Consider the following 16,233-nt stretch of genomic DNA (forward strand, 5'->3'; position numbering starts at 1 on the left):
ATGGGATTGCAAGATCTGGCAAGCCTGGTGTTTCCGCCGCAATGCCTGAACTGCGGCGCCGCCACGGCCGAGCCCTTCGGCCTCTGCGGCGCCTGCTGGCGCGAAACGCCGTTCATCACCGGGCTGGTCTGCGACCGGTGCGGCACACCGCTCGTAGGCGAGGATCAGGGCCACGCGGAATATTGCGACGACTGCCTGGCCCTTGCGCGGCCCTGGGCGCGCGGGCGGGCCGCGATCCTTTACAAGGATCTGGGACGCAGCTTCGTGCTGGCGCTGAAACACGCTGACCGGCTTGACCTCGTGCGCCCGATGGCGGCCTGGCTGGAGCGCGCGGCGCGACCGATCCTCTCCCCCGGCATGCTGGTCGCGCCGGTCCCGCTGCACTGGTCGCGTCTCATCCGCCGGCGCTACAACCAGTCCGCGCTCCTCTCGCGCGCCCTGGCGTCGCGCGCAGGGCTTGAGCATTGCCCCGACCTCCTGATCCGGCGGCGCCGCACGCCGTCGCAGGACCATCGCGACCGTGACGCGCGATTCGCCAACCTCGCGGGCGCGATCGCCACCCATCCCCGGCGCAGCGCTCGGCTTGTTGGCCGCCCTGTCCTTCTGGTCGATGATGTGATGACTTCGGGCGCGACCTTCGCGGCGGCGGCGGAGGCCTGCCTTGCAGCCGGCGCAACAGAGGTCTGCATTCTTGCTGTGGCACGAGTTGCGAAGGATGCCTAGATCCCTATAGTTGCGCCAAACTCAGGCAGGAAACCCATGGCCGTTATCGAGATCTATACGACCCCGTTTTGCCCCTACTGCGTCGCGGCAAAGCGGCTTTTGACCCACAAGGGTGTGAGCTACAATGAAACTGATGTCTCGGGTCAGCCCGAGTTGCGCGAAAAGATGATGATCCGTGCAGGCGGGCGCCGCACGGTGCCGCAGATTTTCATCAATGGCCGCCATGTCGGCGGATCGGACGATATTCATGCGCTGGACTACCGCGGCCAGCTTGACGAGCTTCTGGCGAGCTGAGGCATGAAAGTCGGCCTCGTCCAGCTGTGTTCCTCCGACCGGCCCGATGAAAATCTGGCCGCGACGCGGACGCTGGTGCGCGAGGCCGCCGCGAAGGGCGCGTCCTTCATCCTGACGCCGGAGGTGACGAACTGCGTTTCCTCCGACCGCGCACATCAGGAGGCGGTGCTTCGGACCGAGGAGGCAGATGAAACGCTTGCCGGGCTTGTGGCAGAGGCGCGGGCGCTTGGTGTCTGGCTCCTGATCGGGTCGCTCGCGCTCAGGACCAGGGATGCTGACGGGCGGTTTGCGAATCGTTCGTTCCTGGTCGGGCCGGACGGGGCAATCGTCGCGCGCTATGACAAGATCCACATGTTCGACGTGAACGTCTCGGAGACCGAGCAGTACCGCGAATCGGCGGGCTACCGTCCGGGCACGCGCGCGGTCATGACGACGACACCATTCGCTAAGATCGGCATGACGGTCTGCTATGACCTGCGGTTCCCCGCGCTTTACCGCCGGTTGGCGCAGGCGGGGGCGGAGATCCTGACGGTCCCGGCCGCGTTCAACGACACGACCGGGGCGGCGCATTGGGAAAGCCTGCTGCGCGCGCGCGCCATCGAAAACGGCGCCTTCGTCCTCGCACCCGCGCAAAGCGGAAGCCACGCGGCCCACAACGGGCGGCCCCGCCGCACCTGGGGCCATTCCATGGTCGTCGCCCCCTGGGGCGAGGTCCTGGCGGATGGCGGAACCGATGTCGGCGTCACCCTGGCCGATATCGACCTGGCCGCGGTCGCACGGGCGCGCCACCGGGTGCCTTCACTCACCCACGACCGCGCCTTCGAGGGGCCCTGAGATGGCGGACCCGAACGAACCCCTCGCCATCGCGCTCTTCTCGGAGGTCTTCATGGCCGACCAGTTGGCGCGCAACCGCATTTCCCGGGCGCTGCCCAAGGGGATGGAGCTGTCGCATTTCTCGGTCCTGAACCATCTTGCCAACCTCGCTGAGGAACGGACGCCAGCGCAGCTCGCGGATTCGTTCCATGTGACGCGCGGGGCCATGACCAACACGCTGGCGAAGCTCGAATGGGCCGGCCACATCCACATCCGGCCCGACTGGGACGATGCCCGGCGCAAGTTCGTCTCACTCAGCCCCGCGGGGCGGTCGGCGCGCGACGCGGCCCTTGCCTCCATCGCGCCGATCCTGACGGATCTGGTGCGAGCGATCGGCCAGGACAAGGTCCGCACCGTGATTCCGGTGCTGCGCGAACTGCGGGTCCGTCTGGGCGCCGGCAGCTAAGGCAGGGTTGCGCTCAGCTCCGCCGGGCGGCCATGACGTAGTTCACCGAAAGGTCGCGGTCCGAGATCGACCACTGCCAGCTGATCGGGTTGAAGGCGAAGCCCTTGCGGTCAAGGGGCGCGACCCCGGCCCCGCGCAAGAGCGCGGCAAGCTCGTCGGGGGTGATGAACTTTGCCCAGTCATGCGTGCCCTTCGGAAGCCAGCGCATCACCCATTCCGCGCCAACGATCGCGGCCATGAAGCTCTTGGTGTTGCGGTTGATGGTCGAGGCGATCATCAGCCCGCCGGGTTTCAGGAGCGCGCGGCAGGTGGCCAGGAACGCCGCCGGGTCGGCAACATGCTCCACCACCTCCATGCAAAGCACGATGTCGAAGGCCTCGCCCGCCGCCGCCATCGCCTCGGCGGTGGTGTGGCGGTAGTCGATCGCCAGGCCCTGAGCCTCGGCATGAAGCCGGGCGACCGGGATGTTGCGCTCGGCGGCGTCGGCGCCGACGACCTCGGCGCCAAGCCGCGCCATGGGTTCCGACAGAAGCCCGCCGCCGCAGCCGATATCGAGAAGCCTTAGGCCCGCGAAGGGCAGGGCCGTGGCAAGGTCGCGCCCGAACTCCGCCGCGATCTGGCGGGTGATGTAGTCAAGCCGCACCGGATTCATCATGTGCAGCGGCTTGAACTTGCCGTGCGGGTCCCACCATTCCGCCGCCATCGCCTCGAACTTGGCGACTTCGGCGGGATCGACGGTACTGGCAGCGCTTTGCATCGGTTGCTCCGGTCTTGTTCGCCCCCCATGGCGGGGCGCCTCGTTTGCGGTATATAGTTGAAGCATGGATCGGTCCGCAGGGCAAAAGCGCACAGACGCCAATCTTTATTTGCAGGTCGAACCCTTCGACCGGCGCTATCTGGACGTCGGCGACGGCCACCGCATCTATGTCGAGCAATCCGGCCAGCCCAACGGCCTGCCGGTCCTGGTGCTGCACGGCGGGCCCGGTGGCGGCTCCTCACCCGCGATGCGCCGGTTCTTCGACCCTTCGGTGTTCCGCGTCGTGCTTTTCGACCAGCGCGGCTGCGGGCGCTCCGAACCCCACGCCTCGGTCGAGGCCAACACGACCTGGCACCTTGTCGCGGATATCGAGCGGATCCGGCAGACGCTGGGGATCGACCGCTGGATCGTCTTCGGCGGAAGCTGGGGCGCGACGCTAGGGCTGATCTACGCGCAGGCGCATCCCGAGCGTGTGATGCACCTTGTCCTGCGCGGGGTCTTCCTGATGACTCAGGCAGAGCTAGACTGGTTCTACGGCGGCGGCGCCGGGGCCTTCTGGCCCGATCTCTGGCAACGCTTCGCGGGCATGATCCCCGAGGACGAACAGGGCGACCTCATCGCTGCCTATCACAAGCGGCTGTTTTCAGGGAACTACGCCGAGGAGGCGCGCTTTGGCCGCGCCTGGTCGGGCTGGGAAAACGCCCTTGCGAGCATCGGCAGCGGCGGCTGCGCCGGTGACGCGCCCTCAGATTACGCCCGCGCCTTCGCCCGGCTGGAAAACCACTACTTCGTCAATCACGGCTTCCTGGAAACCGACGGCCAGATCCTGCGCGACCTGCCGCGCATGCGCGACATCCCCGGCACCATCGTGCAGGGGCGCTACGACATGATCTGCCCGCCGGTCACCGCCTGGTCGCTGGCCCAGGTCTGGCGGCGGGCGGCGCTGCGCATGATCCCGGTCGCGGGCCACGCCCTGTCGGAGCCGGGGATCAGTTCCGAGCTTGTCCGGGTGATGGACGGGCTGAGGGGATGAGCAGCGGGGGGATCTTCGTGATCTTCCTCCTGGCCTGTGGCGCGGCGGCGGCAACCGGTGTGATCTTCAAGCCCGGTACGTGGTACGAGGCCCTGAAGAAGCCCGCTTGGACCCCGGCGAAATGGGTGTTTCCCGTCGTCTGGACCACGCTTTACATCCTGATGGCCTGGGCCGCGTCACGCATCGCTGTCCTGCCTGAGAACGGTGTCGCCATGGCGTTCTTCGCGGCGCAACTCGCGCTCAACACGCTTTGGACGCCGGTCTTCTTCGGCGCCCATCGCATCGGGCTTGGGCTTGTCGTGCTGGTGACATTGGTTGTGGTGGTCGCGCTGACTGTCCGGGCCTTCTTTGCGATCGACTGGATTGCGGGGTTCGTGATGCTTCCCTACCTGGCCTGGCTCGGTGTCGCGGCAGCGCTGAATTTCTGGATCTGGCGCCATAACGGCCGCGCCGTTTCATAACGCTTGCAGACTCGCCCGCCTTACCGTATATCCGCGTCAACAGCGGCGTTTCGGGGTCCAAACTCGAAACCCACCGGGAAAGATCGACGGGCCGCAGGGCCCGTTTTTTGTTGCTTGGAAGCCATGACAGACCTGATCGCGAAAACCGCCATCGACCGCCGCCTGGCCGAGATCGTGACCCCGACCATCGAGGGTCTGGGATTCGAGCTTGTGCGCATCCGGCTGATGGGCGGCAATACCAAGACGCTCCAGATCATGGCCGACCGGCCCGAGGGCGGCATCGACGTGGATGACTGCGGCCGCATCTCGGTCGCCGTTTCGGCGGCCCTCGATGTCGAGGACCCGATCGAGGACGCCTATCATCTTGAGGTCTCCTCGCCCGGGATCGACCGGCCGCTGACCCGGCTGAAGGATTTCGAGGCCTGGAAGGGCTACGAGGCCAAGATCGAGACCTCGGAACTCATCGACGGGCGCAAGCGCTTCAAGGGCCAGATCGCGGGAACCGAGGGCGACGAGGTTCTGATCGAGATCGAAGAAGGCACCATCGGGCTCAAGTTCGACTGGCTTTCCGACGCGAAGCTCGTGCTGACCGACGAGCTGATCACAGAAATGCTGCGGCAGAAGAAGGCGCAGCCCGCGCCCGACGGCTCGCAGTTCGACGACATCGAAGAAGAGACTTCCGAGGAGGAGTGACATGGCGATTACCTCTGCCAACCAGCTCGAGCTTCTGCAGACAGCCGAGGCGGTCGCGCGGGAAAAGATGATCGACCCGGATCTGGTGATCCAGGCGATGGAAGAGAGCCTCGCCCGTGCGGCGAAGTCCCGCTACGGCTCCGAAATGGACATCCGCGTGAGCATCGACCGCAAGACCGGTCGGGCGAGCTTCACCCGTGTGCGCACGGTGGTCGAGGATGACGCGGTGGAGAACTACCAGGCGCAGCTGACCGTCCAGCAGGCCAAGCAATACATGGCCGACCCGCAGGTCGGGGACGAGATCGTGGACGAGGTTCCCCCGGTCGATCTGGGCCGCATCGCCGCGCAATCGGCCAAGCAGGTCATCCTGCAGAAGGTCCGTGAGGCCGAGCGCGACCGCCAGTTCGAGGAATTCAAGGACCGCAAGGGCTCGATCATCAACGGCGTGGTCAAGCGCGAGGAATACGGCAACATCATCGTCGACATTGGCCGGGGCGAAGCGATCCTGCGCCGGAACGAGAAGATCGGCCGCGAAAGCTACCGCCCGAACGACCGCATCCGCGCCTATATCAAGGACGTGCGCCGCGAAGCCCGTGGCCCGCAGGTCTTCCTCAGCCGCACCGATCCGCAGTTCATGGCCGAGCTCTTCAAGATGGAAGTGCCGGAAATCTACGACGGCATCATCGAGATCAAGGCCGTGGCCCGCGATCCGGGCAGCCGCGCCAAGATCGGCGTGATCTCCTACGACAACTCGATCGACCCGGTCGGCGCCTGCGTCGGCATGCGCGGCAGCCGCGTCCAGGCCGTCGTGAACGAGCTTCAGGGCGAGAAGATCGACATCATCCCGTGGAACGAGGATCAGGCGACCTTCCTGGTGAACGCGCTGCAGCCGGCCGAAGTCTCCAAGGTCGTCATCGACGAAGAGGGCGGCAAGATCGAGGTCGTGGTGCCGGACGAGCAGCTCTCGCTCGCCATCGGACGGCGGGGCCAGAACGTGCGCCTTGCCTCGCAGCTGACCGGGCTCGACATCGACATCCTGACCGAGGCCGAGGAAAGCGAACGCCGCCAGGCCGAGTTCGCCGAGCGCACCAAGCTCTTCATGGAGGCGCTGGATCTGGACGAGTTCTTTGCCCAGCTGCTGGTCGCCGAAGGCTTCACCAGCCTCGAAGAGGTCGCCTATGTCGAACTTGACGAGCTTCTGTCGATCGAAGGCGTCGACGAGGGCACGGCCGAAGAGCTTCAGGCCCGCGCCCGCGACTTCATCGAAGAGCAGAACCGCAAGGCGCTCGAAACCGCCCGCGCGCTTGGCGTCGAGGACAGCCTGGTGCAATTCGAGGGCCTGACCCCGCAGATGATCGAGGCGCTGGCCAAGGACGGCGTCAAGACGCTGGAAGACTTCGCCACCTGCGCCGACTGGGAGCTGGCCGGCGGCTGGACGACCGTCAACGGCGAGCGCGTCAAGGACGAAGGCCTGCTGGAGAAGTTCGACGTGAGCCTTGAGGAGGCCCAGCATCTGGTGATGACGGCGCGCATCCAGCTTGGCTGGGTCGATCCGGCGGAACTGGAAGCCGAAGCGGAAGCCCAGGAAGACGACGGCGAAGAGGAGGCCGAGGCCTGAGCCTCGGGACGTGTGACGCATGACCCGTGGGGGCACCGAGAAGACAAGGGACGAACCGGAACGGCGCTGCATCGTCACGGGTGACGTGCAGCCAAAGGCCGGGCTTGTCCGCTTCGTCGTCTCGCCCGACGGGCAGGTGCTGCCCGACCTGGCTTCGAAACTGCCGGGACGGGGCATCTGGGTGACGGCTGACCGGGGCGCGATCGTGAAAGCCGCCGCCAAGGGCCTTTTCGCCCGCGCGGCGCGCGCTCAGGTTACGGTTCCGCCCAACCTTGCCGATATGGTCGAGGACGGGCTTGCCAAGCGGGTCGTCGAACTGGTCTCGCTGGCCCGCAAGGCCGGGCTGGCCGTCGCCGGGTTCGAGAAGGTGAAGGGTTGGCTCGCCGAAGGGCGGGCCAAGGTGCTGCTTCAGGCCTCTGACGGATCGGACCGGGGTAAGGGCAAGCTCTGGACACCGCAGGGGGGGCGGTGGTTCGGCTGCCTGACCTCCTCGGAGCTCGGTCTGGCATTCGGGCGGGATTATGTGATACACGGCGCGCTTGCGTCTGGCGGACTCAGCATCCGTGTTGTAGAGGAAGCCGCAAAGCTTGATGGCTTGCGGAAAAACGACGGCGGTTCGCCCGCCGGAAAGGAAACGAAGTCGGCATGAGCGATACAGACGGTAAAAAACCTCTCGGCCTCGGTGGCGGTCGTCCCGGTCAGGTGAAGCAGAGCTTCAGCCATGGCCGCACGAAAAGCGTCGTGGTCGAGACGAAGCGCAAGCGCGTCGTCGTGCCGAAGCCCGGGGCCGCGCCTGCGGCCTCCGGCAAACCCGCCCTTGGCGGCGGCGATCCCTCGCGCCGCCCCGCCGGAATTTCCGACGCCGAGATGGAGCGCCGTCTGAAGGCCCTTCAGGCCGCAAAGGCCCGCGAGGTCGAGGAGGCCGAAGCCCGCGCCGCCGAAGAACGCGCGCGCGAGGAAGAGCGTGAGCGCCGCCGGGCCGAGGCCGAGGCGAAGGAACGCGAGGAGCGCGAGCGCGAGGAAGCGCTTCGCATGAAGGCCGAGGAAGACGAGCGCCGCGCCCGCGAGGCCGAGGCCCGCGCCGCCCGCAAGGAAGAGGTCCGCAAGCCCGCAGCAGCTGCCAAACCGGCGGCGCCGGCCGATCCGGCCGCGGCGGAAGCCGCCGCCGCGCGCGCCGCGACCAAGGGCGTGGCCGCCGTCGGCCCGCGCAAGACCGACCGCGAACGTGACGGAGCGGCCGACCGCGACAGCCGCAACCGCGGCGCCCGCGATGAATCGCGCCGCGCCGGCAAGCTGACGCTGACCGAGGCGCTTTCGGGCGAAGGCGGTCGCCAGCGCTCGCTCGCCGCGATGAAGCGCAAGCAGGAAAAGGCGCGCCAGAAGGCCATGGGCTTCGGTCAGAAGGCCGAAAAGCAAAGCCGCGACGTGCAGCTGCCTGAGACCATCGTCGTCTCCGAACTTGCCAACCGCATGGCCGAACGGGCCGCAGACGTGGTCAAGGCGCTCATGAAAATGGGCATGATGGTGACGATGAACCAGTCCATCGACGCCGACACCGCCGAGATCGTGATCGAGGAATTCGGCCACCGCGCCGTGCGCGTCTCGGACGCGGACGTCGAACAGGTCATCGACACGGTCGAGGACAAGGACGAGGATCTTCTGCCGCGCCCGCCGATCGTGACCATCATGGGCCACGTCGACCACGGCAAGACCTCGCTGCTGGACGCGATCCGCAAGACCAACGTGGTCTCGGGCGAGGCCGGCGGCATCACCCAGCACATCGGCGCCTACCAGGTCACGACACCGAACGGCAGCTTGGTGACGTTCCTCGACACGCCGGGCCACGCGGCCTTCACCTCGATGCGCGCCCGCGGCGCCCAGGTCACGGATATCGTGGTCCTGGTGGTTGCGGCCGACGATGCGGTCATGCCGCAGACCGTCGAGGCGATCAACCACGCCAAGGCCGCGAAGGTTCCGATGATCGTCGCGATCAACAAGTGCGACAAGCCCAGCGCGAACCCGCAGAAGGTCCGCACCGACCTGCTTCTGCATGAGGTCGTGGTCGAGGCGATGTCGGGCGACGTGCAGGATGTCGAGGTTTCGGCGCTGACCGGCAAGGGCCTGAACGAGCTTCTGGACGCGATCGCGCTCCAGGCCGAGATCCTGGAGCTTAAGGCCAACCCCGAACGGGCGGCCTCCGGCGCCGTGATCGAGGCGAAGCTTGACGTCGGCCGCGGCCCCGTCGCGACCGTCCTCGTCCAGAACGGCACCCTGCGTCAGGGCGATATCTTCGTCGTCGGCGAACAGTGGGGCAAGGTCCGTGCGCTTCTCAACGACAGGGGTGAGCGCGTTCAGGACGCCGGCCCCTCGGTCCCGGTCGAGGTTCTGGGCCTGAACGGCACGCCCGAGGCCGGCGACGTTCTGAACGTCGTCGAAACCGAAGCCCAGGCGCGCGAGATCGCGGAATACCGGATCCAGGCCGCCAAGGACAAGCGCGCCGCCGCCGGCGCCGCGACCACGCTGGAACAGCTGATGGCCAAGGCCAAGGCGGACGAAAGCGTCGCCGAACTGCCGATCCTCGTGAAAGCGGATGTGCAGGGCTCGGCCGAGGCGATCGTCCAGGCGATGGAAAAGATCGGCAACGACGAGGTTCGCGTGCGCGTCCTGCACTACGGTGTCGGCGCGATCACCGAAAGCGACATCGGCCTGGCGGAAGCCTCCGGTGCGCCGGTCATCGGCTTCAACGTCCGCGCCAACGCCCCCGCGCGCAATGCCGCCAACCAGAAGGGCGTGGAGATCCGGTATTACTCGATCATCTACGACCTGGTTGATGACATCAAGGCGGCGGCCTCGGGCCTGCTGAAGGCCGAGGTGCGCGAAAACTTCATCGGTTATGCCAAGATCCTCGAAGTCTTCAAGGTTTCGGGCGTCGGCAAGGTCGCCGGCTGCCTCGTCACCGAGGGCGTCGCGCGCCGTTCGGCCGGCGTGCGCCTTCTGCGCGACAACGTCGTCATCCACGAGGGCACGCTCAAGACGCTCAAGCGCTTCAAGGATGAGGTCAAGGAAGTGCAGTCGGGCCAGGAATGCGGCATGGCGTTCGAGAGCTACGACGACGTCCGCAAGGACGACGTCATCGAGATCTTCGAGCGTGAGGAGGTTGAGCGCAAGCTCAGCTGACGGATCCGACCGAGGAACAAGGAAAAGGCCGCCCCTTCAGGCGGCCTTTTTTGATACCGGGTATCCTTCGTAGATCTTGTTGCCGACGCGGATCTGGATCTTCCCGTCGGACAACTCCCGTTCAAAGGTTCCTTGAACCTGAACGCAACTTCCGATGACGATTGTCCTCAGCATTGCCCCGTCTCCCCTGGTTGGGCTGCTGTCTATCTGTCTCGATTCGTTGCCTGTTTAACTCGAGTGATAAAATTTCTGCCATATTTCGGGTCATTTTGGAAACAAAATGACTCATGGCATGCCATCACCCTGTCAGAGCCAGTCGCGCAGGATCGGGATCAGCGGCAGATCGGCAGGCGGCATGGGGTAGTTGCGCAGGTCCTGCGCGCGCACCCATGCAAGCTTCTGACCTTCGTTCGCCTGTGGGATGCCCTGCCATTTGCGGCAGGCAAAAAGCGGCATCAGCAGGTGGAAATCCTCATAGGCGTGGCTGGCGAAGGTCAGGGGCGCCAGACAGCTTTTCCAGGTGTCGATGCCCAGTTCCTCATGCAGCTCCCGGATCAGCGCGGCCTCGGGGCTTTCGCCGGGCTCGACCTTGCCGCCGGGAAATTCCCACAGGCCGGCCAATGACTTGCCCTCCGGGCGCTGCGCAAGCAGAACCCGCCCATCCGCGTCGATCAGCGCGACGGCCGAAACCAGAATGACGCGCGTCACGACCGGTAGTCGGCGTTGATGTCGATGTAGCGATGCGTCAGGTCGCAGGTCCAGACGCTCTTGGCCGCCTTGCCAAGGCCCAGATCGACATGGATCAGAAGCTCCTGGCTCTTCATGTAGGCCGAGGCCGCTTCCTCGCTGTAATCAGGAACCCGCCAGCCCTTTTCCGCGACCAGCAGATCGCCGAACCGGATCGAGATCAGGTCCCGGTCGGCGCGCCCGCCGGACTTGCCGATGGCGGCAACGATGCGGCCCCAGTTGGCGTCCTGCCCCGCGATCGCGGTCTTGACCAGCGGTGAATTCGCGATGGCCATGGCGATCTTGTGGGCATCGGCGGCATCGGTGGCGCCGGTCACGCGCACCTCGACGAACTTGGTGGCGCCCTCGCCGTCCTTCACGACCTGATGCGCGAGGTCCATCATCACGCCGCGCAGGGCGGTCTCGAAGGCGCGGGCAACCTTGCCGCGCAGATCGGTGATCGGGGCCGCGTCCGACATGCCGGTCGCCGCGACGACGAGCGCGTCGGAGGTCGAGGTGTCGCTGTCCACGGTGATCGCGTTGAACGTGTCATCCACCTGGCGCGACACCATCTTCTGCAACGCCTTGGCCGAGATGGCGGCATCGGTGAAGACATAGACGAGCATCGTCGCCATGTCGGGCGCGATCATGCCCGAGCCCTTGGCGATCCCGGCGATGCGGATCGTGCCGCCCTCGCCCGCGATCTCGGCCGCGGCGCCCTTGGGGAAAGTGTCGGTGGTCATGATCGCGCGGGCGGCCATCTCGATCCCGCCCTCGTCCAGCGCGGCGGTCAGATCGGGTAGCTTCGCGATGATGCGGTCATGCGGCAGCGGCTCGCCAATCACGCCGGTCGAGGACGAGAGCACACGCGACGCAGGCATGCCCAAGGCCGCCGCGACAGCGCCGGTCACGGCATCCACCGACGCCTGGCCAGCCTTGCCGGTAAAGGCGTTGGCATTGCCGGAGTTCACGACGATCGCCGCGCCCGCGTCGCTGTAGGGGGTGCCCTTGAGCTTCGCCTGGCAATCCAGGACGCAGGCCGCGCGGGTCGAGGACCGGGTAAACGCCCCCGCAAGCGCCGTGCCTGGGGCAAGCCGCGCGAGCATCACGTCGGTGCGCCCGGCATAGCGGACGCCGGCGGCGACGGCGGCGAACTCCACCCCAGCGATCCGGGGCAGGGCGGGGAAACCGTCCTTGGGGGCGAGGGGGGAAACCGGGTTCGGGGCCTTGCCCGCCGGTGCCTCGACCTTGGCGGACTTCCTGACCTTCTTGCGCAGCTTCTGGACCTTTTCCTTCAGCTTCTTGAGATCGGCCTTCAGTTCCGCATCCTTCTTGGCCATGTCGGTCCCCCCCCTCAGCGCTTGGTCAGTTGTCGATCAGTGCGGTGTTCTTCAGGATCGCCGGGTCCATCCCCTCGACGTTCCGGGTCACTTCGGCGGTTTCGGTCAGTTGCGTGACCTGCGCCTCCACGGCCTTCTGCTGCAACTCGCCCGCCAGTTCGTCGCGGGTTTCCTCCAGCGTCGGCAGGGTGGCGGCGCGGGTCTCCATCAGCTTGATCACATGCCAGCCGAATTGCGTCTGCACCGGATCGGACAGCTCATCGGCTTTCAGCGCGACAACCGCGTCCTCGAAGGGCTTTACCATCATGCCAAGGCCGAACCAGCCCAGGTCGCCACCGTTCGGACCCGAGGGGCCGGTCGATTTTTCCGTGGCCAGTGCCGCGAAATCGGCGCCGCCGTCCAGCTCGGCCCGGATCGCCTTGGCCTCTTCCTCGGTCGCGACAAGGATATGGGCCGCGTGATACTCGGTGCCCGGATCGGCCTTGCCGTATTTCTCGTCATAAAGGGCCTGAAGCGCCTCATCCGTCACGGCGGCATCGGCGATGTCGTTCAGCGCCTCGTTCGCGAGATAGGCCAGGCGCTGGTTCGCGATCGTCAGGCTGTCGCGCGGCGAGAGCGGCTCCGGCACTTCCTGCGCAAGCGCGGTCTGCTGGATCAACTGTTCCAGAATGCCGTCGAAAAGCTGCTGGTCTTCCATCGACAGGTATTGCGCGGGCAGCGCCTCCCGCAGGGCGATCATCTGGCCAAGCGTGATGTCGGTACCATTCACGGTCGCCACCACGGTGTCGGCCACAGGCTCGTCGGCGGCCGCGGGGCCCACCAGGACCAGCGCCAGGGCCGCGGCCCAAAGTTTCGTCTGTTTCGACATCGTGATGCCTCCCGCTCGTGCCGCAAGACCCTGCGGCGTTGACTATCCCGCCTCAGCCCCTTACATCGCGTGGGGTCCTGCGGGGGCCGCGCCTGCCCAGGTTTCGTTGCACTTCTAGGCAACGCGAGGGGTGGCGGCAAGCCGCATTCGCAGGAACCGTCAGTCCTACCCGAGCGGAGAAAATATGCTGGGCCTCGGAACACTCACGAAGAAGGTCTTCGGCACGCCGAACGATCGCAAGGTCAAATCGGTTCGTCCGCTGGTCGCCAAGATCAACGCGCTGGAGCCCGAGTTTCAGAGCCTTTCCGACGACGGGCTGAAGGAAAAGACCCGCGAACTGCAGGAGCGCGTCCAAAACGGCGAAAGCCTGGACTCGGTGCTGCCCGAAGCCTTTGCGAACTGCCGCGAGGGCGCACGCCGGGCCTTGGGCCTGCGCGCCTTCGACGTGCAGCTGAAGGGCGGGATCTTCCTGCACCAGGGCAATATTTCCGAGATGAAGACCGGCGAGGGCAAGACGCTCGTCGCGACCTTCCCGGCCTATCTGAACGCGCTGACCGGGCGAGGCGTGCATATCGTCACGGTCAACGACTATCTGGCAAAACGCGACGCCGAATGGATGAGCAAGGTCTTCGGCGCGCTCGGCATGACCACGGGCGTGGTCTATCCCTTCCAGCCGGATCAGGAAAAGCGCGAGGCTTACCGCGCCGACATCACCTATGCGACCAACAACGAACTGGGCTTCGACTACCTTCGCGACAACATGAAGGGCCGGATCGAGGACATGTCGCAGCGCGGTCACTATTTCGCGATCGTGGACGAGGTCGACTCCATCCTCATCGACGAGGCCCGCACGCCGCTGATCATCTCGGGCCCCAGCCAGGATCGGTCAGAGCTTTACAAGACGCTCGACACCTTCATCCCGCGGCTGACCGAGGAACACTACACGCTGGATGAAAAGACCCGCAACGCCACCTTCACCGAAGAGGGTAACGAGCTTCTTGAGAACATCCTCTGGGAAGCCGGGGTCCTGCCCGAGGGCCAGACCCTTTACGATCCGGAATCCACGACGATCGTCCACCACGCCAACCAGGCGCTGCGGGCCCACAAGCTGTTCCAGAAGGACCAGCACTACATCGTTCGCGACGGCGAGATCATCCTGATCGACGAATTCACCGGCCGCATGATGAAGGGCCGGCGCCTGTCGGACGGGCTCCACCAGGCGATCGAGGCCAAGGAAGGCGTCCAGATCCAGCCGGAGAACGTCACGCTCGCCTCCGTCACCTTCCAGAACTACTTCCGCCTTTACGACAAGCTTGCCGGGATGACCGGCACCGCCGCGACCGAGGCCGAGGAGTTCATGGAGATCTACAAGCTGGGCGTGGTCGAGGTTCCGACCAACCGCCCGGTCCAGCGGATCGACGATCACGACCAGGTCTTCCGCACGGCGCGCGAGAAATACCTCGCCATCGTCGAGCGCATCCGGGAAGCCAATGCGAAGGGACAGCCGATCCTGGTGGGCACCACCTCGATCGAGAAGTCGGAAATGCTTTCGCACATGCTGACCAAGGAGGGCATCAAGCACGAGGTGCTGAACGCCCGCCAGCATGAACGCGAGGCCCTGATCGTTGCCGAGGCCGGCAAGCTTGGCGCCGTGACCATCGCCACCAACATGGCTGGCCGCGGCACCGACATCCAGCTTGGCGGCAATGTCGAGATCAAGGTGATGCAGGCGCTGGCCGCCGATCCCGAAGCCCACCCCGACGAGGTGCGCGCCCGGATCGAGGCGGAACACGCCGACGAGAAGCAGAAGGTCCTGGACGCGGGCGGGCTTTACGTTCTGGCGACCGAGCGCCACGAAAGCCGCCGTATCGACAACCAGCTGCGCGGTCGCTCGGGCCGCCAGGGCGACCCCGGGCGGTCCTCCTTCTACCTCTCGCTTGAGGATGACCTGATGCGGATCTTCGGGTCCGAGCGGCTCGACAAGGTTCTGTCCACGCTGGGCATGAAAGAGGGCGAGGCGATCATCCACCCTTGGGTGAACAAGTCGCTGGAACGCGCGCAGGCCAAGGTCGAGGGGCGCAACTTCGACATCCGCAAGCAGTTGCTGAAATTCGACGACACGATGAACGACCAGCGCAAGGCGATCTTTGGCCAGCGGCTGGAGATCATGCAGGCCGAGGACCTGGAAGACATCGTCCAGGACATGCGCCACCAGGTCATCGACGACCTGGTCGACGAATACCTGCCGCCCAAGTCCTATGCCGAACAGTGGGATATCGACGGGCTTGCGAAGCGGTCGCTCGATGCGCTCGCGCTCGACCTGCCGCTGGCGGCCTGGGCGGAGGAAGAAGGCGTCGACCAGGAGGTCATCCGCGAGCGGATGTATGAGGCCAGCGACAAGCTTGCCGCCGAGAAGTCCGAGGCCTTCGGCGCCGAGACCATGCGCCAGATCGAAAAGCAGTTCCTTCTGCAAACGATCGACGGCAAGTGGCGCGAGCACCTCGTCACGCTCGAACATCTGCGCTCGGTCGTGGGCTTCCGCGGCTATGCCCAGCGCGACCCGCTGTCGGAATACAAGACCGAGGCCTTCGCGCTGTTCGAAAGCCTGCTCAACGGTCTACGCGTCGAGGTGACGGAGAAGCTTTCCAAGGTCCGGCCGCTGACCGAGGAGGAGCAGGCGGCGATGGTCCAGCAGATGGTCGCGGCCCAGCAGGCGCAGCGCGCGCCCGTGGAGGCACCTGCCCCGGAAGCAGCGCCCGCGCCCGCTCTTGCGACCGTCGGCGCCGGTGCTGCGGCGGGCTTCGTGGAAAGCGATCCGGCGACCTGGGGCAATCCCAGCCGCAACGATCCCTGCCCCTGCGGATCCGGCGAGAAGTTCAAGCACTGCCACGGCAAGCTCTGAGCGGTCCCCCCGCGCAGGCCCCGGGACAGCGCGTGCCGTCCGCCTGATTGGGCGGCGGCCCGCGCCGGTCTGTGTTATGATGAGTGCACGACGGACCTGTGGAGCCGCTTCCGGATTCGTGCGTTCCGTCCGTGTTAGGCTGCAAATGGAGGACCCATGACCCGCAAGACTTTCACCGCCCTCGCTGCGCTGTCGATGATGGTGCTGAGCGCCTGCGAAACCGTGAAGGGCGCAGGCCGCGATATGCAGATCGCGGGCGAGGCCGTGGAGGGCACGGCCCGGGACGCGCAGTACTGAGCGCGCGACCAAGGCCATGCGCATGACCGGCGGCAGGGAAACTCTGCCCCGGTTTTTTCACACCC

Annotated in this window: 16 protein-coding genes; 12 read left to right on the forward strand and 4 right to left on the reverse strand. The window is 66.1% G+C overall.

Going from position 1 to position 16,233, the window contains the following annotated elements; all coding sequences use genetic code 11:
• From OE647_RS00570 to OE647_RS00585, 4 genes are read left to right on the forward strand one after another with little or no spacing between them, the layout of a single operon-like run.
• Positions 1 to 723 (forward strand): ComF family protein, encoded by a 723-nt coding sequence (locus tag OE647_RS00570; RefSeq protein WP_263719642.1) that lies wholly within the window; start codon positions 1 to 3, stop codon positions 721 to 723.
• A 36-nt stretch (positions 724 to 759) separates the two neighbouring features.
• Positions 760 to 1,017, forward strand: a complete 258-nt coding sequence (gene grxC / locus OE647_RS00575; protein WP_263719643.1) for a glutaredoxin 3 — start codon at positions 760 to 762, stop codon at positions 1,015 to 1,017.
• Between the two features lie 3 nt (positions 1,018 to 1,020).
• Positions 1,021 to 1,851 carry a carbon-nitrogen hydrolase family protein gene (locus OE647_RS00580; protein ID WP_263719644.1) on the forward strand — a complete coding sequence of 277 codons (831 nt, stop codon included), beginning with the start codon at positions 1,021 to 1,023 and terminating at the stop codon, positions 1,849 to 1,851.
• Between the two features lies 1 nt (position 1,852).
• Complete coding sequence (locus OE647_RS00585; protein ID WP_263719645.1) at positions 1,853 to 2,296, forward strand: MarR family winged helix-turn-helix transcriptional regulator; 444 nt, start codon at positions 1,853 to 1,855, stop codon at positions 2,294 to 2,296.
• Positions 2,297 to 2,309: 13 nt separating this feature from the next.
• On the opposite strand, the gene ubiG is transcribed toward OE647_RS00585, so the two are convergent.
• The gene (ubiG, locus tag OE647_RS00590) at positions 2,310 to 3,053 is read right to left on the reverse strand and encodes a bifunctional 2-polyprenyl-6-hydroxyphenol methylase/3-demethylubiquinol 3-O-methyltransferase UbiG (protein ID WP_263719646.1); all 744 of its coding nucleotides are present in this window, start codon (positions 3,051 to 3,053) and stop codon (positions 2,310 to 2,312) included.
• Between the two features lie 64 nt (positions 3,054 to 3,117).
• Between ubiG and pip the strand changes: the two genes are divergently transcribed.
• The 6 genes from pip (at position 3,118) to infB (ending at position 10,035) form a co-directional block, all read left to right on the forward strand.
• Entirely contained in the window at positions 3,118 to 4,086 is a 969-nt protein-coding gene (pip, locus tag OE647_RS00595; RefSeq protein WP_263719647.1) for a prolyl aminopeptidase, read from the forward strand.
• Complete coding sequence (tspO, locus tag OE647_RS00600; RefSeq protein WP_263719648.1) at positions 4,083 to 4,547, forward strand: tryptophan-rich sensory protein TspO; 465 nt, start codon at positions 4,083 to 4,085, stop codon at positions 4,545 to 4,547. Before pip ends, tspO begins: the two co-directional genes overlap by 4 nt.
• A 123-nt stretch (positions 4,548 to 4,670) precedes the next feature.
• A complete protein-coding gene (gene rimP, locus OE647_RS00605; protein WP_263719649.1) occupies positions 4,671 to 5,240 on the forward strand; it encodes a ribosome maturation factor RimP in 570 nt (189 codons plus the stop codon).
• Position 5,241: 1 nt separating this feature from the next.
• Entirely contained in the window at positions 5,242 to 6,858 is a 1,617-nt protein-coding gene (gene nusA / locus OE647_RS00610; protein ID WP_263719650.1) for a transcription termination factor NusA, read from the forward strand.
• 19 nt (positions 6,859 to 6,877) lie between these two features.
• Entirely contained in the window at positions 6,878 to 7,507 is a 630-nt protein-coding gene (locus OE647_RS00615) for an RNA-binding protein (protein ID WP_263719651.1), read from the forward strand.
• Positions 7,504 to 10,035, forward strand: coding sequence for a translation initiation factor IF-2 (gene infB, locus OE647_RS00620; RefSeq protein ID WP_263719652.1), 2,532 nt, complete (start codon positions 7,504 to 7,506; stop codon positions 10,033 to 10,035). Before OE647_RS00615 ends, infB begins: the two co-directional genes overlap by 4 nt.
• Positions 10,036 to 10,341: 306 nt before the next feature.
• On the opposite strand, the gene OE647_RS00625 is transcribed toward infB, so the two are convergent.
• The 3 genes from OE647_RS00625 to OE647_RS00635 are packed head-to-tail and all read right to left on the reverse strand — an operon-like array spanning position 10,342 to position 12,969.
• Complete coding sequence (locus OE647_RS00625) at positions 10,342 to 10,743, reverse strand: (deoxy)nucleoside triphosphate pyrophosphohydrolase (RefSeq protein WP_263719653.1); 402 nt, start codon at positions 10,741 to 10,743, stop codon at positions 10,342 to 10,344.
• Complete coding sequence (gene argJ / locus OE647_RS00630) at positions 10,740 to 12,101, reverse strand: bifunctional glutamate N-acetyltransferase/amino-acid acetyltransferase ArgJ (RefSeq protein WP_263719654.1); 1,362 nt, start codon at positions 12,099 to 12,101, stop codon at positions 10,740 to 10,742. The genes OE647_RS00625 and argJ overlap by 4 nt, the downstream gene beginning before the upstream one ends.
• A gap of 25 nt (positions 12,102 to 12,126) precedes the next feature.
• Positions 12,127 to 12,969 carry a peptidylprolyl isomerase gene (locus tag OE647_RS00635; protein WP_263719655.1) on the reverse strand — a complete coding sequence of 281 codons (843 nt, stop codon included), beginning with the start codon at positions 12,967 to 12,969 and terminating at the stop codon, positions 12,127 to 12,129.
• Between the two features lie 184 nt (positions 12,970 to 13,153).
• On the opposite strand from OE647_RS00635, the gene secA reads away from it, so the two are divergent.
• Positions 13,154 to 15,871, forward strand: coding sequence for a preprotein translocase subunit SecA (secA, locus tag OE647_RS00640; RefSeq protein ID WP_263719656.1), 2,718 nt, complete (start codon positions 13,154 to 13,156; stop codon positions 15,869 to 15,871).
• 156 nt (positions 15,872 to 16,027) lie between these two features.
• Entirely contained in the window at positions 16,028 to 16,168 is a 141-nt protein-coding gene (locus OE647_RS00645; RefSeq protein WP_263719657.1) for an entericidin A/B family lipoprotein, read from the forward strand.
• The last annotated feature ends 65 nt before the right edge of the window (positions 16,169 to 16,233 follow it).

The organism is Albidovulum sediminicola (assembly GCF_025751575.1).
In the GTDB taxonomy this organism is placed as follows: Bacteria; Pseudomonadota; Alphaproteobacteria; order Rhodobacterales; family Rhodobacteraceae; genus Albidovulum; species Albidovulum sediminicola.

Excerpts from the sequence above, each read along its gene's own strand:
- OE647_RS00635 (WP_263719655.1), bottom strand. The coding sequence starts at position 12,969 with ATGTCGAAACAGACGAAACTTTGGGCCGCGGCCCTGGCGCTGGTCCTG.
- secA (WP_263719656.1), top strand. The coding sequence starts at position 13,154 with ATGCTGGGCCTCGGAACACTCACGAAGAAGGTCTTCGGCACGCCGAAC.
- OE647_RS00580 (WP_263719644.1), top strand. The coding sequence starts at position 1,021 with ATGAAAGTCGGCCTCGTCCAGCTGTGTTCCTCCGACCGGCCCGATGAA.
- OE647_RS00645 (WP_263719657.1), top strand. The coding sequence starts at position 16,028 with ATGACCCGCAAGACTTTCACCGCCCTCGCTGCGCTGTCGATGATGGTG.
- pip (WP_263719647.1), top strand. The coding sequence starts at position 3,118 with ATGGATCGGTCCGCAGGGCAAAAGCGCACAGACGCCAATCTTTATTTG.
- ubiG (WP_263719646.1), bottom strand. The coding sequence starts at position 3,053 with ATGCAAAGCGCTGCCAGTACCGTCGATCCCGCCGAAGTCGCCAAGTTC.
- OE647_RS00585 (WP_263719645.1), top strand. The coding sequence starts at position 1,853 with ATGGCGGACCCGAACGAACCCCTCGCCATCGCGCTCTTCTCGGAGGTC.
- grxC (WP_263719643.1), top strand. The coding sequence starts at position 760 with ATGGCCGTTATCGAGATCTATACGACCCCGTTTTGCCCCTACTGCGTC.
- OE647_RS00615 (WP_263719651.1), top strand. The coding sequence starts at position 6,878 with ATGACCCGTGGGGGCACCGAGAAGACAAGGGACGAACCGGAACGGCGC.
- rimP (WP_263719649.1), top strand. The coding sequence starts at position 4,671 with ATGACAGACCTGATCGCGAAAACCGCCATCGACCGCCGCCTGGCCGAG.
- OE647_RS00570 (WP_263719642.1), top strand. The coding sequence starts at position 1 with ATGGGATTGCAAGATCTGGCAAGCCTGGTGTTTCCGCCGCAATGCCTG.
- tspO (WP_263719648.1), top strand. The coding sequence starts at position 4,083 with ATGAGCAGCGGGGGGATCTTCGTGATCTTCCTCCTGGCCTGTGGCGCG.
- argJ (WP_263719654.1), bottom strand. The coding sequence starts at position 12,101 with ATGGCCAAGAAGGATGCGGAACTGAAGGCCGATCTCAAGAAGCTGAAG.
- infB (WP_263719652.1), top strand. The coding sequence starts at position 7,504 with ATGAGCGATACAGACGGTAAAAAACCTCTCGGCCTCGGTGGCGGTCGT.
- nusA (WP_263719650.1), top strand. The coding sequence starts at position 5,242 with ATGGCGATTACCTCTGCCAACCAGCTCGAGCTTCTGCAGACAGCCGAG.